The 14,348-nt window shown below is 64.2% G+C and carries 13 protein-coding genes; 4 read left to right on the top strand and 9 right to left on the bottom strand.

The window, feature by feature from the left end; all coding sequences use genetic code 11:
• Positions 1–132 precede the first annotated feature (132 nt).
• Entirely contained in the window at positions 133–432 is a 300-nt protein-coding gene (locus tag CKO15_RS08870) for a DUF4870 domain-containing protein (protein WP_200195184.1), read from the bottom strand.
• 7 nt (positions 433–439) lie between these two features.
• Here CKO15_RS08870 and CKO15_RS08865 point away from each other — a divergent pair, with 7 nt between their 5' ends.
• Complete coding sequence (locus tag CKO15_RS08865; protein WP_200195182.1) at positions 440–733, top strand: hypothetical protein; 294 nt, start codon at positions 440–442, stop codon at positions 731–733.
• A 197-nt stretch (positions 734–930) separates the two neighbouring features.
• On the opposite strand, the gene CKO15_RS08860 is transcribed toward CKO15_RS08865, so the two are convergent.
• The 8 genes from CKO15_RS08860 to CKO15_RS08825 all read right to left on the bottom strand — a co-directional run bounded on the left by CKO15_RS08860 (position 931) and on the right by CKO15_RS08825 (position 11,410).
• Complete coding sequence (locus tag CKO15_RS08860) at positions 931–1,401, bottom strand: cyclic nucleotide-binding domain-containing protein (RefSeq protein ID WP_200195180.1); 471 nt, start codon at positions 1,399–1,401, stop codon at positions 931–933.
• Between the two features lie 78 nt (positions 1,402–1,479).
• The gene (locus tag CKO15_RS08855; protein ID WP_200195179.1) at positions 1,480–2,712 is read right to left on the bottom strand and encodes an SAM-dependent methyltransferase; all 1,233 of its coding nucleotides are present in this window, start codon (positions 2,710–2,712) and stop codon (positions 1,480–1,482) included.
• A gap of 146 nt (positions 2,713–2,858) precedes the next feature.
• Positions 2,859–4,850 carry an ATP-binding protein gene (locus CKO15_RS08850; protein WP_200195177.1) on the bottom strand — a complete coding sequence of 664 codons (1,992 nt, stop codon included), beginning with the start codon at positions 4,848–4,850 and terminating at the stop codon, positions 2,859–2,861.
• The gene (locus CKO15_RS08845) at positions 4,774–5,583 is read right to left on the bottom strand and encodes a DUF3108 domain-containing protein (RefSeq protein WP_200195175.1); all 810 of its coding nucleotides are present in this window, start codon (positions 5,581–5,583) and stop codon (positions 4,774–4,776) included. Before CKO15_RS08845 ends, CKO15_RS08850 begins: the two co-directional genes overlap by 77 nt.
• A gap of 93 nt (positions 5,584–5,676) precedes the next feature.
• Entirely contained in the window at positions 5,677–6,357 is a 681-nt protein-coding gene (locus CKO15_RS08840) for a transglycosylase SLT domain-containing protein (RefSeq protein WP_207124021.1), read from the bottom strand.
• An 11-nt stretch (positions 6,358–6,368) separates the two neighbouring features.
• Positions 6,369–7,301 (bottom strand): TIGR01777 family oxidoreductase, encoded by a 933-nt coding sequence (locus CKO15_RS08835; RefSeq protein ID WP_200195173.1) that lies wholly within the window; start codon positions 7,299–7,301, stop codon positions 6,369–6,371.
• A gap of 135 nt (positions 7,302–7,436) precedes the next feature.
• The gene (locus tag CKO15_RS08830; protein ID WP_200195172.1) at positions 7,437–9,539 is read right to left on the bottom strand and encodes a mechanosensitive ion channel domain-containing protein; all 2,103 of its coding nucleotides are present in this window, start codon (positions 9,537–9,539) and stop codon (positions 7,437–7,439) included.
• A 125-nt stretch (positions 9,540–9,664) separates the two neighbouring features.
• Positions 9,665–11,410 carry an AMP-binding protein gene (locus CKO15_RS08825; protein WP_200195170.1) on the bottom strand — a complete coding sequence of 582 codons (1,746 nt, stop codon included), beginning with the start codon at positions 11,408–11,410 and terminating at the stop codon, positions 9,665–9,667.
• Positions 11,411–11,585: 175 nt separating this feature from the next.
• On the opposite strand from CKO15_RS08825, the gene ilvD reads away from it, so the two are divergent.
• The 3 genes from ilvD to CKO15_RS08810 all read left to right on the top strand — a co-directional run.
• On the top strand, positions 11,586–13,292 hold the full coding sequence (gene ilvD / locus CKO15_RS08820) for a dihydroxy-acid dehydratase (RefSeq protein ID WP_200195168.1): 1,707 nt from the start codon (positions 11,586–11,588) through the stop codon (positions 13,290–13,292).
• The gene (locus CKO15_RS08815) at positions 13,289–13,738 is read left to right on the top strand and encodes a CBS domain-containing protein (protein WP_200195166.1); all 450 of its coding nucleotides are present in this window, start codon (positions 13,289–13,291) and stop codon (positions 13,736–13,738) included. Before ilvD ends, CKO15_RS08815 begins: the two co-directional genes overlap by 4 nt.
• Before the next feature lie 120 nt (positions 13,739–13,858).
• Positions 13,859–14,348 (top strand): hypothetical protein (locus CKO15_RS08810; protein WP_200195164.1); only part of this gene is annotated, 490 nt, incomplete at its 3' end.

The raw sequence follows: 14,348 nt of genomic DNA, 5'->3' as shown, positions 1-14,348 counted from the left end.
TCCTTAAAGCGGACCGTAAGCCGGTGTACCCCGCCGGCCTACGGCCCCTCGGTCTGCCTACAGACCCAGCGGCACTCCAGCTCGTCGAACTCGAGTGCATTCGCGCCGCACCACAACTGCTGCGCGGCGGTATTACTTTTTCTGCTCCCCTTGCGGGGCCATCTTGTCGGCGAAGCGCTGCGCGTAGTCGTTGAGGAAGGGAATCTCCCACGACTTGCTCTTGAAAGCCAAGTAGGCCATGTAGAGCAGGAAGGCCAAACCGGCCCAGAAGACCAGCGGGATGCCGGCGAGCGGCGCGCTCAAAATGGCTACGGCGATCCACGCTACAGCAATGACCGCTGAGAGCAGCAGTGCCTGACAGGCGTGGTAGCGCACGACCGAGTCGTTGCGATCGGCGAACAGGAAAAAGAGCCCGGTGATCGGGCCGAGCACGTAGGCGATGCCCGAGGCTACATGTTGCGGCTGCCCGGAGCCCCCGGCGGCCTTAGCGGTGGCCGATTCGTTGCTCGCCGTCGTCGCACCAGCGCTGCTCGCTTTGGCCTCGGCCGTGCTGCTGCTGGTGGTGCTGCTCTTGCTGCTGGCGCTGGCCGTCGAGCTGCGGCTTGCAGTGCTGCTGCTGCCGCTCTTTGCGGCTGCGGACTTGCTGCTGCTTGAGCTGCTCTTGCTGCTGCTCGACTCTGCGGCTTTCTTGCCGGTTTTATCGTTTTCCTCACTCATCGTGACACCTCCGTGAAATAAGCCCATGGCGGGCGAATCTGTGATCTTTCCGAGACCGATCCGTGGTGTACAATACCGATTCGCAGAATCCTGCGCAAATCGCTAACGGTGTTGCCAATCGCACTCGTCTTCGACTTCTCGCCCTACTGTGGCAGCCCCTCCGTAATTTCGGTTGCGACCTCGAGCGCTGTTCAGGTAGACCTTCGGCAAGCCTTAGGCAAACCCGGGAGGGTTCCAGTGATCGATCATGCGCTGTCGGGCCGCGGTGAGTCGTTCCGACATCAAAGCCGAAAAGCGTTTATGGAGCTGATAGCCGAACTGCGCATCGGCCTCACAGCGGGCGAGTACGGCACTGCCATCGATCGTCAGCAGCTCACAATCGCTCTCGGCGCGGGCGTTGAAGTTCCAGCGGTAGGGCGGGATCAGCCACGACCAGCCGAGGATCTCATCGGCACCCAGCCGCTGCACCTCTAGGGTAGGACCACTGATTGCCGGGACCTCGAGGACCAGCGTGCCGCTCTTGATGACGTAGAAACGCTCGGCGGCATCGCCGTGGCGAAAGATCATCGTCTGTGCGGCGACCTGCTCCCAGGTTGCATGCGCCGCCAGAAACTCGACGTACTCGCGCCCCAGGTCCTTGAACAGCGCCTGATCGGAGAGGAAGTTGGCAATCGTTGTGCTCATAGTCTCTCTTTATCGCCTGCGCGCGAGTCCACTTGGGGAAAAGGGCCAGCGACCGACAACAGCAGCAACATCGGACGATCAGCTTGCGCGGCGGTGTTCGACGGGCGGTGCTGTCGGTTGCTGCGCGCCTGCGCGCTGATAGAGATAATCCCTTGTCAGGGGAACTGCCGTCTGTTCCCTAGCCAGCTGCAGCTGGAGCACCATCATACCGCGCCAGCGGAATGCGGCCTCGCTGATTGCTAGATAAAATTCCCACATGCGACAAAAAGTCTCGCCCTTTTCGCTGGCGACCTTTTTGCGCATGGCTTGAAAGCGCCGCTGCCAGCTTGCCAGTGTCTTTGCATAATGGAGGCGCAGTATTTCAATATCGGTCGTGCAGAGCCCAACGCGCTCGATCGCCGCCACCGTTTCCGAGAGCGCTGGGATATAGCCGCCGGGGAAGATATAGCGGCGAATCCACGGGTTGGTGACCCCGGGTGGGTGAAAGCGGCCGATGGTATGGATCAGTGCGATCCCGTCGTCGCTGAGCAGTTTGCGCACGCGGCTGAAATAGGCGTCGTAAAAGGGAACGCCGACGTGTTCAAACATGCCGACACTGACAATCCGTTGGAACGGACCGCTGACTTCGCGATAGTCCTGCAATCGAATCTCGACCCGGTCGCCGAGTCCAGCTTCGGCAACGCGCGCCTGGGCTGCCCGTTGCTGCTCCCGTGAGAGTGTTAGGCCGGTGACTTCGACGTCGGCGTGGCGTGCCAGGTGGATGGCCAAGGAGCCCCAGCCGCAGCCGATATCGAGCACTTGGTCGCCCGGGCGCAGCAGCAGCTTACGGCGGATATGGGCTGCTTTAGCCTGCTGTGCGGCCTCCAGGTCCATCGTCTCGTGAGCAAAATAGGCGCACGAGTAGTGCAGGTCGGTGTCGAGAAAACCGCGAAAGAGCCACTCTTCAAGGTCGTAGTGGGCCATGATGTTGCGTCGCGCCGCTTGTTCCCGATTCCACTGCTGGATTGGGCGCCAGGCCGTAATCGCCCACCTTTTGAGGCCACTATGGCGGCGCGGAGGAAAGTTGATCAGCAGCACTTCAAGGAGTCCGATCAGGCCCTCTTCACCCGCGCTCCAATCGCCCTCCATGTAGGTCTGTCCGAGCATAAACTGGGGGTCGAACGCAATGCGGCGAAATACCCGCGAGCGATGGATATGCATCGTCGCCCGGGGCGGTTCACCGTCACCGTAACTGCGCTCAGTGCCATCGGCAAAACGCAGCACTAAGGTGCCGGAGTGTATTTTTTGACCTAGCTGCCGTTCGATCCACATGGCCACCCGTCCTACTCGCATCGCCGACTGTTTTCGATCCGCGTAGACACAATTCAACCATCATCATAGTGCACGAGTAGCCTGGTGTGATTAAAGCGGGCGCCGTGCCGCAGGCACCCCCGTTTTGGCCGAGATTTGCCCCAGATTCAGCTGAGCAGGCGGCGGGCGCGGACCAAGCTGCGATACCAGCTGCGGCGTGGGGGGCGGACGGGCGGCGGACGGCGGCTGAGCAGGCTGATTTGAGTGCCCTGATCGGTCACCTGACTGCGCGCAATGGTTTCCAGTACCGCGGGGCGGGCGCCGTAACGCTCTTCAAGAAAGTGCTTCGCCTCCTCGGTCAGTTCGACGTGGTAGTGGCGCACCAGTGCTAAGGCGAGTTGCTCGGCGGCGCGGCCGAGATCGTCGGCGACGTTATGGGCCATGGCCTCGCCCAGACGGCGTTTCTCGCGCGTGCTCATGCCCGGTTCGAGGTCGCCAAGATAGCTCGCTTGGGTGGCGGCTAGGCCGCGCTGGACCTCTGGGGCTGAAAGCTGGATATGCGGTTCAAGGGCCAATGCGACCTCAATGGCCAGATCGCGCGCGCTGCTCGGCGTCAGACGTTCGTGGAGCGGTGCGATGCTCTGGGAGGCGGCGTAGGGATGTGCTTGATGCGAGCCACTGACCCGGCGGTCGGGCTCCTCCCCCAGGTAGGCCAGGAGCTTGTGGCTGACATCCTCGCACGCCTCCTCATCGAGACTGAGGGTCCGTTCGACGATGCGCAACCCAAGGCGCCCCGGGCCGATGCGCAGCGTCGAATCGGGGCTGTATTGCTGCTGAGTGAGCGCATCCCAAGCCTGTGAGGCACGGATCAGTTCAGCGTGCGCGCTGCCGAGCGTTTGAATGGCTTCGTGGGCGGCACGATAGAGGGCAACGGCGGTGGAGAGCGTGCGGGCTCGTTGACGCAGCTCGGTGCGCTGCTCTCGGGTCAGCCGGCGGTGCTGGGCGTAGCGGTGGTAGGCATCAATGCGCCGCTTGAGCTGATTCATGACCGCAGTGATTCGTTCGAGCAGGGTGGCGCTCGGTAGCTCTTCGGCCGCTCGTTCATAAGGCAGCGCGCCCTCTTCGACGAGGTGGGCGGCGAGCGCACGCAGGCGGTTATCGCTCGCCGCGAGGGCTAATCGGTAGCGGCTGCGCGCACGCTCCAATGCTTCGAAGGCCTTGGCAAAGCGCCAACGACCGCCATAGGTGAAGCTCAAGATGGTGATCTCACGGCCATTGAGCAGTTCGAAGGCCAACCCGAGCATCTCTTCGACGTCGCTCATGGTCAGTAGCAGCGCATTTTGTTCGGTAAAAGCAGCCAGCGCCCGCTCGATAAAGGCCTCGTTGCGCGGGATGCCGTCGCGCAGCCGAGGGACGTGACCGTAGAAACGATCGCGCAGGGCGGCGGCAGCCAATGGTGCTTCGTGGCGAATGCGCTCGTAGACGGCGGTAAAGTGCTCTTCGTAGCGGATGTTTAGATCCCGAATCCGTGAGCGCAGCCCACAGCGGCGGTAGTTATCGATCTGGGCCAGAAAGCGGCCGAGTTCGCGATCGTTGGTTAGATCTTCGCTCGCCAGCGCAACCCCTTCGGGGGAGAGATCGATGCGGCGTAGCAGTTGCCGTGCAGCCTCAAAGCGCCGCGCGTTGCCCTCAAGGCTTTCGACGTCAAGATCGCGCGTGGCCAAGATCAGTTCGCCGAGCCGATCGATGGCCTTCTCGACTTCAGCCTGCGCGCGCTCTTTGTTCGAGCCCCAGGTGCTGTCGTAGACGATCTTGGCCAGCAGGCCGATGACACCGGACAAAACCGAGAAGGTAACAAAATAGATCAGCAGCTGGGTGTGTGGCAGCTTGCCGTAAGCGACCATGTAGCCGCCTGTTAAGCCGAGAGCAGTGACCGGACCGGCTGTCCAGGCTAGGCTGAGTAGATTGCTCGACAGCCGGGTCCGCCGCAGCACGCGCTGCCAGCGCTGCAGCTGTTGATCGGTCCGGTCGTGGTCGAATGAGACGCCGGTCGGGGTGTTGTTGTCGGGGTCTGTGGTGGGGTTAGCCCTCTTGATCAGGCGGTTGAGCATCAATTCGTTCCAGTCGAGTGCGCTGCGCGCGGTGTTCGGTACGGCCATCGACCGTGCGCACCGGCAGACCGGCCCAGCCTTCGGCCATGTACCAGCGCACCGTGCGTTGCTGATCGGGAAGTTTACGGGTTAGGCGAACGGTGCGGAAGGTGCCGGCGTGGGTGCGTACGGTCTGTCGCCCCTCAATGCGAAAGACGACCTCTTCGACCTCTCCTTGCTCGTTGACCACCTGGTGGCTGAATCGTTCATGAGGCGCCCCCTCGAGCGCCTGCTGCATGATCTGCCAGCGGTGCGAGATCGGATCGAGCGCATCGGCAGGGGCGGCGATCTCGCCATCGGCCAGGGTCGTCGGGTCGTCAGTGAAGCGAACCCGCAAGACGACTTGTTCGTCAGCCTCAGCGAAGGCATTGTCAGGGTCGTAGGCGTCGGCTGCCTGAAAGACGCTGGCGCGGCGCAGCTCGTAAGTCTCCGGCTGGGCGACCTCACCGTCGATCCGTCCTTCGCTGATCTCGCGCGTTAGGCGCAGGCGGCGGTCGCCCTCGTAGTCGGCGCCCGCCCCGGGGCGCTGGCGCTCCTCGCGAATGCGCTCCAGGCGAAAGGTCTCGGCATCCGGGTAACTCCAGCGTAGGGTCTCGTAGCCGCGCCACTCGCCACCGTCCTGGATCCAGTAGCGTGCGCTGCCGGATTCGGGCAGCTCACCGGCAGCGAGTGGAGCGGCTGCAGCGAGCAGCAGCAAGGGCAGAGTCAGCCGCAGCAGCAGTGGGCGAGGGCACGGTTGCATGGGTCGTCGACCTGTCTGTCGGTTAGCGGTCCGCCACGGACATCGATCAGAGAGGCCCGCTGCGTCCATCTTAGCTGCTTTTGCGGTGCGGTGTTAATCGCGGCGACAGAAGGGCCAGACCTGATACCAATGGCGACACTGGAAGGCGTCTGCGCACTCGGCGAGCTGGTGTTCGTAGAGGGTGGCGCGCGCCTCGACGTTGCGCGCAACCCGCTGCAAAAAGGGCTTATCGCGGTAAGTGCGGCGCCGGTAGCCGCCGTGTCCTTCGTGGTAGGCGTAGTAGAGGTGGCGGGTGTTGGTCAGCGAGATACCGAGGCGTTCGTGGGTGCGCTGGTTGTACCAACCGATGAAGTCGAGGGCGTCCTCCATTTGGGTGCGGTGGGCGTTCCAGCGCGCCGCATCGGCGCGATATTCGCCCCAGACCGGATCTTGGGCCTGGGCGTAACCGAAGGCCGATGAGGTTCGTCGCCGTGGGATGATGCCGAACAGGCGTGGTCGTGGCGGTCGGGCGTCGGCGATGAAAGCCGACTCTTGGTGCACGAAGGCCATCTGGATGGCGATACTGGTGCCCCAGCGCTCTTCGCTGCGTTTGGCGTAGTCGTACCAGTCGGGGTACTGCCCGAAGATGGCGCAGATATCCTCGACGTTATCCGGCTGCGGGCGGTGGGCGCAGCCGCTTGCGGCGACAAGCCCCAAGGCTAACACCGCAACCAGCAGGATGAGTGGCCTGCCTCCGAGCAGTGATGCGCCCCGCCGCCGCGGCCGCCCCGTCATCGGCGCCTTGCCTACGGCTTTGCGGGCGCAGCCAGGATCTCGTCCAGTGCGGCGTCGAGCTCCGGGTAGGTGAAGGTAAAGCCGCTTTGCTGTAAGCGCTGCGGGCGCATATCGGCCCCGGTCAGCAGGACTTCGGCCATCTCGCCGAGGAGCAGGCGCAGGAGTGTTCCCGGAACGGCGAAGAAGGCCGGGCGGCCGAGGTGGCGAGCGAGCACGCGAGTAAACTCGGCGTTGGTTACCGGCGCCGGTGCCGCAGCGTTGAACGCCCCAGATAACGGTTCAGATAACGCCTCGGAACGGGACTCTTGAGCGAGCAGGAAGAGGATCATGCGCACTAGGTCGGTGCGGTGGATCCACGGCATGAACTGTCGACCACTGCCGAGTGGCCCGCCCAGCCCGAGTTTAAAAACGGGCAGCAGCTTAGCGAGGGTGCCGCCGTCGCGATCGAGCACCAGCCCGATGCGCAACCGCGCAACGCGCACCCCGAGCGGTTCGGCCGCCTGAGCGGCTGCCTCCCACTCTTGGCAGAGCTCGGCAACGAAGCCGGAGCCGGGCGGGCTGCTCTCATCGACCGACTGCTCGCCGCGATCGCCGTAGTAGCCCATCGCCGAGGCCGAGATCAGCACCTGAGGCGGTTGATCAAGCGCCTTGCAGAGTTCGACACAGGCGTGCGTCATGGTTAAGCGCGAGTCGCGCAGGCGCTGCTTTTGCTCCGGTGTCCAGCGTTTCCCCGCAATCGGCTCGCCGGCGAGGTTGATGATCGCCTCGGGGCGGCTGCTGAGAAAGTCCTCGACCGCGGGGCGAATCTCGGTTCGCGGCGGCAGGTTGGCTTGGGCCTGATGGGGTCGGCGGGCGACGACGAGCAGCTCGTGCCCCTGTTCGTGGAGTCGGGCGCAGAGGGCGCGACCGACAAAGCCGCTGCCACCGGTAATCAAGATGCGCATGGTGTATGCCTCGCTGCAGGGGTGCCCTGTGAAAGTTTAGCGCGTAACCGCTGACTCCCTTGATCCGCCCGGCGCCCCCCCCCACGCCTGGCAGGCGCGGGGCGCGCAGCGGCGCCGGAACTCACACCGCTTAGCCTACTCTACAGCAGTGGCCCCCTTGCCCGGAAGGGCCGGGGCGTCGGCGCCAGCGGCCGGTTCGCCAAAGTAGACGGTACGGTGTGGGAAGGGGATCTCGATACCGGCGGCATCCAAGTGCTTTTTGACCAGTTCGTTGTAGGCCCGGCCGACCGCCCACTGCATCCCCGGTGCGGTCTTGATGCGCACTCGCAAGTGTACTGCGCTATCCCCGAGCGAGGAGACGCCATCGATCCAGAACTCATCGAGCACGGCCGCGGCGATATCGGGGTTCGGGTGGTCTTTCAGTTCTTTATAGGCCGCTTCAAGGTGCGGTTTTGCCGCATCCACGCTCTCCCGATAGGCGATGCCGTAGTCGCCGACGTGGTAGGCGAAGTGGCGGGTGAAGTTGGCAATGCTATCGACCGAAGAGAAGGGGATAAAGTGGTACGTCCCGGCCAGATCGCGGATATTGACCGAGCGCACCGTCAACTTCTCAACCGTGCCGGTGACCCCACCGGCGGTCACGATATCGCCGACATCAATGGCGTTTTCCAGCTGAATGAAGACGCCGGTGATGATGTCTTGAACCAGCTTTTGCGCCCCGAAGCCGATCGCCAAGCCGAGAACACCGGCACCGGCAATCAGCGGGCCGATATTGATGCCGATCTCGGCTAGGACGATCATCACCGTCATCGTGACCAACACCACGGCTAGGGCGTTGCGAAAGAGGGTCAGCAGCGTCTGTTCGCGTGCGCTCGGGCGGCGTTTGCCGACGTTCGGGTTGAGCCGGTGTTCGATCCAGCTCGCCGCGATCAGCCATGCGCCCAGCGCGGCGATCAAGATGAAGGCCACCGAGAGCACGACGCCGACGATGTGCAGGCCGCTTTCGGAGCCGAGCCAGCCGAGGAAGTCGAACAGCCCCCAGGCGTGGAGCAACAATCCGCAGACGCCCAGGACAATGACGATGCGCACCAACTTGAGGGCGATCGGAACATAGGCGTTGAGGCGCTGTTCGAGCAGCGGGAAGTGGCGCCGTTTGGCGTCACTGAGCTGAATCCGCCGAGCGGTCGCCTGGGTTAGGGCGACCGCCAGCAGTGCTCCGAGGGCGATGATCAAGACGCTCTGCGCGGTCGCTTGCGCCATGTAGGGCAGTGCCGTCTCGGGCTGGGTGACCGTGATCACCGCCAGGGTGCCGAAGTAGGCGATGACGAGCCAGTGCCACGTCCAGGCCAGTGTCGCCAGCACCGTGCGCGTCACCAGCACTTGGGTTGCTGCTGCACGCGCCTCTAAGCGCTGACGGACATCGCGGCGATGGCGCAGGGCGAGCGTTAAGGCGTAGCCGAAGACAGCGACCATTAGCAGCAGTGTGATCACTTGGCCGAACTGCTCAGAGATCGCTTGCGAGAAGAGCGGCACGAGGAAGAGTAGTCCGTAACCGATCAGGCCGCTGATGCGGGATAGCCGGGCATACCAGAAGTGGGCGTAGTCGGCGCTCATCGGCAGCAGCCGCAGCCCGTCGTTGCGGGTAGCGAAGAGGATACGCAGCAGCGCTTTTGCCCCCTCGACGAGCAAAAAGGCGTTGAGGAAGAGCGATTGTCGCATCTCCATCTCGCCGACCTCGCCGAGGACGAAGAGGGCGAGGGCGTAGCCGCCGAGCCAGGCGAGCACGATGGTGACCAGATCGGCGACGGCGGCAGCGCTGACGCCGATGGTACGCCGAATGGTGCGCAGCCGCTCATCGCCGCGCTGCGCCCACTGCTCGGCGCGCCTGAAGAAGGGGCGGGCGATGGGTCTGAGGGCGAGGAGTAGGGCGATGGTGACGGCGATGATGATCAGCAGATCGCCGAGCTCCCAGGCTAGAGTCAGTAGCTCGTTGCCAAGACCGGCGGTCTCGATCTCTTCGAAGGTAGCAGTGATGTCGCGCAACGTCTGATTCAGCCACTGGGCCATCGCCTGGCTCAACTCGGCGATGCGGCGCGCCGGGGCCAGTGGCTCCGCTTCGCCGTTGCCGTTCTCGGCTGCAGCCAGGAGCGGCAGGAGGGCGAGTGCGCCGCATCCGAAGCGGACGAGCCCAAAGCGGATGAGCCAATCAGTGAGCTGCAGACGCTGTAGCCGAAGCATAGAGGGGTCTCCTTACGGCGATCTCCGCGAGTATTCTTGTACCGTTCTGAGGACCGGGTACCGGGGCATCAAGACGAGTCATGGAGCGATGCGGGGGTGCACACTCTTCTTTGAACGAGTAGGCGTTATTCGCTCTGCGGTGGCGACTGGGCCGCAGGGGGTGGTATGGGGTCTGGAGCCGTTGCCCCCGCAGCCAGTTCGCGGCGCAGGATCTTGCCGCTGGGGGTCTTGGGTAGGGCCTCGACGAAGTTGACTTCGCGCGGTGCCACGGCCTTGCCGAGGCGCTGTCGAGCATAGCTGATCAGGTCGTGGCGCAGGCGCTCGGGGTCAGTCGGCGGCTGGCGTGGTACCACCCAAGCGGCCACCCGGGAGCCGGAGACCGGGTCGGGCAGGGCGCTGACCCCGCACTCGGCGACCTCGGGGTGGTGGTTGAGGATCGCCTCGACCTCGGCCGGACCGACCATGTGCCCGGCGGTTTTGATGACATCGTCGGCGCGACCGATAAAGCGCAACTCGCCGGCTTCATCCCACTGGGCTAAGTCTCCGGAGCGATACCAGTCGGCGACAAAGGCCTCGCGGTAGCGCTGCGGGGCGCCGAGATAGGCGCGAAACATCGACGGCCAGCCGCGTTTAATCAGCAGTTCGGCCGTCTCTCCCGGGGCGCTCACCGGCGTGATCTCGCCGCGCTCGGCGTCGACGTGGGCGAGCTGGATCTCGATGCCGGGGGTCGGGCGGCCCATGCGTCCCGGGACGACCGGATCGGTGCCGTACTGTGCGGTCATGATGGCGCCGGTCTCCGATTGCCACCAGGCATCGCGTGCCGGAGTGCCGAGCTGTTCTGAACACCACATGCTCAATGCCGCCTCAAGCGGCTCGCCGGTGCTAAAGATGCGTGCCAGCGCGCTGAGATCATAGGTCCGCTCCGGTGCGCCGCGGCGGCGCAGCATGCGCAGCGCTGTCGGCGTGGTAAACCAGCACTCAATGCGCTCCTCGGCCAGGATATCGTACCAGCGCGCCGCCTCCTGCCCCCCCTCATCGACGATCAAGGTTGCACCGCAGAGCAGTGGCGCGAGCAGGCCGTAACTGACACCGGTGACCCAGCCAGGGTCGGCAGTGCACCAGTAACGCGTCCCGGCCTCCAGGCCGAGGACCAAGCGCCCGGAGACCAAGTGTGCGGCCGCCGCCCGATGCACATGCAACACCCCCTTCGGGGGGCCGGTGGTGCCACTGGTAAAGTGGAGCAGGGCGGGGTATTCGGCTCGGGTGGTGATGGTTGCCGGCGCACTCGCCCCGGCCGCTGCCGAGAAGAGTGTTGCCGCCCCCGCGGCGGCGGCTGTCGGTGTGCTCGCTTCGGCCTGGGCGCAGAAGGCCTCCCAGGAGCAAGCCCCCGGCGCCTCGCCATCAATCAGGACGATGTGTTCAAGGGCCGGCAAGGCGCCACGGATCGGCGCGATCCGTTCCTCGTAGAGGGCGCGGGTGGTGATGATAACCCGGCTCTCGCCGAGTTCGAGGCGGCGGCGAATCGGCTCCGGCCCGTAGACGGAGAAGAGCGGGGCGTAGACGGCGCCGTGGCGCAGGGTGCCGAGGGCTGCGATATAGAGCTCGGGGCGGCGCGGGCCGAGCGTACAGACACGCTCGGCGAGGCGGATGCCGTGATGGTGCAGTGCTGCGGCAAAACGCCGGGCAGCAGCGGTCAAATCGGCATAGCTATAGCAGTGCCGCTGACCTGCAGCGCCACGCCAGATCAGCGCTGGCTGTTCGCTGCGACCGGACGCGAGATTGTGTTCCAAGCATTGGTAGGCGAGATTCAGGCCGCCGTCCGGCTGCCGGGCTAGCCATTGCTGCTCGACCTCGGGCCATGAGATTGTCATTGTCCCTTCCGCGTCTCTTTTGCGCCCATGAGCGCCTCGATGCTGCTGGCGAAAACGAATTCCGTTATCCTGAGCCCCTTACGCCCATGCGTGCAAGAGCACGGTGGTTCTAGTGGCTCCGCATTTTTACGTTAACCACTTCATAAATAAAGCAAAATAGAGGACGAGGACTTCTATGGCGGATAACCGACGCAGCCGAACGATCACCCACGGGGTGGCGCGCACGCCCAATCGGGCCATGCTGCGCGCGGTCGGCTTTACGGATGCCGACTTCGATAAACCCATCATCGGCGTTGGTAACGCGCACAGCACGATCACCCCCTGTAACGTCGGCATCGGGCCGATGGCCGAGCGTGCCGCGGAGGCCTTGCGTGAAGCCGGAGCGATGCCGGTGACTTTCGGCACGATCACCATCTCCGACGGTATCTCTATGGGCACCGAGGGGATGAAGTACTCGCTGGTCTCGCGCGAGGTGATCGCTGATTCGATCGAGACGGTCGGCGGCGGGCAGCGGCTCGACGGCATTTTAGCGACCGGCGGCTGTGACAAAAATATGCCAGGGGCAATGATTGCTCTGGCTCGCCTTGATATTCCGAGCATCTTTGTCTACGGCGGCACTATTAAGCCGGGGCACTACAAGGGCGAGGATCTGACGGTCGTCAGCGCCTTTGAGGCAGTCGGACAGTACAACGCTGGCAAGCTCTCGGAAGCCGATTTGCAAGGGGTGGAGCGGAACGCCTGTCCGGGTGCTGGCTCTTGTGGCGGGATGTTTACCGCCAATACGATGTCGAGCGCCTTCGAGGCGATGGGCATGAGCTTGATGCGCTCCTCGACGGTCTCGGCCGAGGACGATGAGGCCGGTGAGGTCGCCGCGGCGGCAGCCAAGGTCTTGATGGATGCTGTTCACCACGACCGGCGCCCGTCGCAGATGCTCACCCGCAAGGCGTTCGAGAACGCACTGGCCGTGGTCATGGCTGTGGGCGGGTCGACCAATGCGGTGCTGCACCTGCTCGCCATCGCCAATACCGCTGAGGTGCCGCTGACCATCGATGATGTCGAGGCGATCCGGCGAAAAGTCCCGGTGCTTTGCGATCTGAAACCCTCGGGACGCTTCGTCACGAGCCAGTTCCACGCCGTCGGCGGGACCCCGCAGGTGATGCGGATGCTGCTTGAGCACGGGCTGCTGCACGGCGACTGCATGACGATTACCGGGCAGACGATCGAGCAGCTGATCGGCCATCTGCCAGCGGAGCCACCGGCCGATCAGGAGATCATTCGTCCCTTCGATCAACCTCTCTATCCGCAAGGCCACTTGGCCATCTTGCGAGGCAACCTGGCGAGCGAGGGAGCGGTGGCCAAGGTGACCGGGATTAAGCAGCGCCAGATCACCGGTCCAGCGCGTGTCTTTGACTCTGAGGAGGAATGTCTAGAGGCAATTCTCGCCGATCGGATTGAGGCCGGTGACGTGGTCGTGATCCGCTACGAAGGCCCGAAGGGCGGGCCGGGGATGCGCGAGATGTTGGCGCCGACCTCGGCGATCATCGGCAAAGGGCTGGGTGATTCGGTCGGCCTGATTACCGATGGCCGTTTCTCCGGAGGGACTTACGGCATGGTCGTCGGTCATGTGGCACCGGAGGCCTTCGATGGTGGTACGATCGCGCTGGTCGAGGAGGGCGATTCGATCACCATCGACGCCGATGCCAATCGTCTGGAACTGCTGGTCGAGGAGTCTGAGCTGGCGCGCCGCCGAGCCGCCTGGCAGCAGCCTCAGCCGCGTTACCGTCGGGGCGTACTCGCTAAATACGCCCGCTTGGCCGCCTCTGCTAGCCGCGGTGCGGTAACCGACGCCGACCTCTTTGCTGATGAGGAGTCACGCTCATGAAGCTCCCCGAGATCATGACCGATAAACTGATCACCGGTGACCCAGAAGAGGGTCTGCGCGAGGCCTTCTTCAAGATGCGCCACAATCACATTCGTCACTTGCCGGTGGTCGATGCCGATATGCAGCTGCTCGGTGTGGTGACCGACCGCGATCTGCGCCGTCCCGACTGGGTCGATGAGGCCCCGGACCTGACGCACGTTTACTACCTCGACGACAATATGTCGCTCAAAGACGTGATGACGCGCAATCCGATTGTCGTTCACACCTACGACCCGGTGCAGCGCGCTGCCCAGATCATGCGCGAACACCGTTTTGGCGCGGTTCCAGTGCTGAATAAGCAGCAGCGGCTCGTCGGGATGGTCTCGGCGGTCGATATGTTGCAGATCTTAGAGGAGCTGCTCGATCGCTTCGGCTCGCCGGAGGGGGTTGCCGAGGCGGGGCGTTGAGTGCTGCCGCCGCGGACTCCCTGCTGAGCTCCCCCCCTTGTGTGAAGGAAAGGGGGGGCGCAAAAGGGGGGCGTAGGTGTAAGCAGAGGATAGAGCAGGGGGTGAGCTAGGGCGTGATCGATGTCGGCACTCGGTCCTCGGCGCAGTGAGCCGGAGGCGTGGTACGGCTGGCTGCGGGAGGCGTTGGCGCTGATCGGGCGACGCCCCTTTGCCTTCGCCGGCTACGCTGTGGCGATGCTACTACTACTCGGGGTGACGCACGGGATTGCGTGGGCACCGATGCGTACCTTGCTGCTATTGCTGGTGACGGTGCTGGCGCTGGTGCTCTTTATCCGTTTGGCGCTGGTGGCTGACTATAACCGCGAGGCGAGCCTGCTGCACGTCGTGCCGGGGAACCTCGATGCCGCATTGGCGCTGACTGTAGCTGCTGCCCTCTTTGCCGCTTACGGGGCGTTGACCCCGGGCTTTTTCGAGCCCTTGGCCGACTCGCTGGAGAGCCTCTTGGAGGGGCTTGGGGTCTACGAAGGGCGCCTTGAGAGCGGCGCCCCAGCACCACCACCGACGACTCAAGCCTGGGTTGGCCCAGTCTTTACTGCCGGCGGGGTTTGGG

This window comes from Halorhodospira abdelmalekii, assembly GCF_016583625.1.
Lineage (GTDB): Bacteria > Pseudomonadota > Gammaproteobacteria > Nitrococcales > Halorhodospiraceae > Halorhodospira > Halorhodospira abdelmalekii.
The sequence above is the reverse complement of the archived record's forward strand: the minus strand, read 5'-3'. Positions and strand labels throughout refer to the sequence as shown.

Bases quoted from the DNA above. Each gene is read 5' to 3' on its own strand.
- CKO15_RS08865 (WP_200195182.1), top strand. From the start codon at position 440: ATGCCCGAGGCTACATGTTGCGGCTGCCCGGAGCCCCCGGCGGCCTTA.
- CKO15_RS08860 (WP_200195180.1), bottom strand. From the start codon at position 1,401: ATGAGCACAACGATTGCCAACTTCCTCTCCGATCAGGCGCTGTTCAAG.
- CKO15_RS08855 (WP_200195179.1), bottom strand. From the start codon at position 2,712: ATGTGGATCGAACGGCAGCTAGGTCAAAAAATACACTCCGGCACCTTA.
- CKO15_RS08850 (WP_200195177.1), bottom strand. From the start codon at position 4,850: ATGGCCGTACCGAACACCGCGCGCAGCGCACTCGACTGGAACGAATTG.
- CKO15_RS08845 (WP_200195175.1), bottom strand. From the start codon at position 5,583: ATGCAACCGTGCCCTCGCCCACTGCTGCTGCGGCTGACTCTGCCCTTG.
- CKO15_RS08840 (WP_207124021.1), bottom strand. From the start codon at position 6,357: ATGACGGGGCGGCCGCGGCGGCGGGGCGCATCACTGCTCGGAGGCAGG.
- CKO15_RS08835 (WP_200195173.1), bottom strand. From the start codon at position 7,301: ATGCGCATCTTGATTACCGGTGGCAGCGGCTTTGTCGGTCGCGCCCTC.
- CKO15_RS08830 (WP_200195172.1), bottom strand. From the start codon at position 9,539: ATGCTTCGGCTACAGCGTCTGCAGCTCACTGATTGGCTCATCCGCTTT.
- CKO15_RS08825 (WP_200195170.1), bottom strand. From the start codon at position 11,410: ATGACAATCTCATGGCCCGAGGTCGAGCAGCAATGGCTAGCCCGGCAG.
- ilvD (WP_200195168.1), top strand. From the start codon at position 11,586: ATGGCGGATAACCGACGCAGCCGAACGATCACCCACGGGGTGGCGCGC.
- CKO15_RS08815 (WP_200195166.1), top strand. From the start codon at position 13,289: ATGAAGCTCCCCGAGATCATGACCGATAAACTGATCACCGGTGACCCA.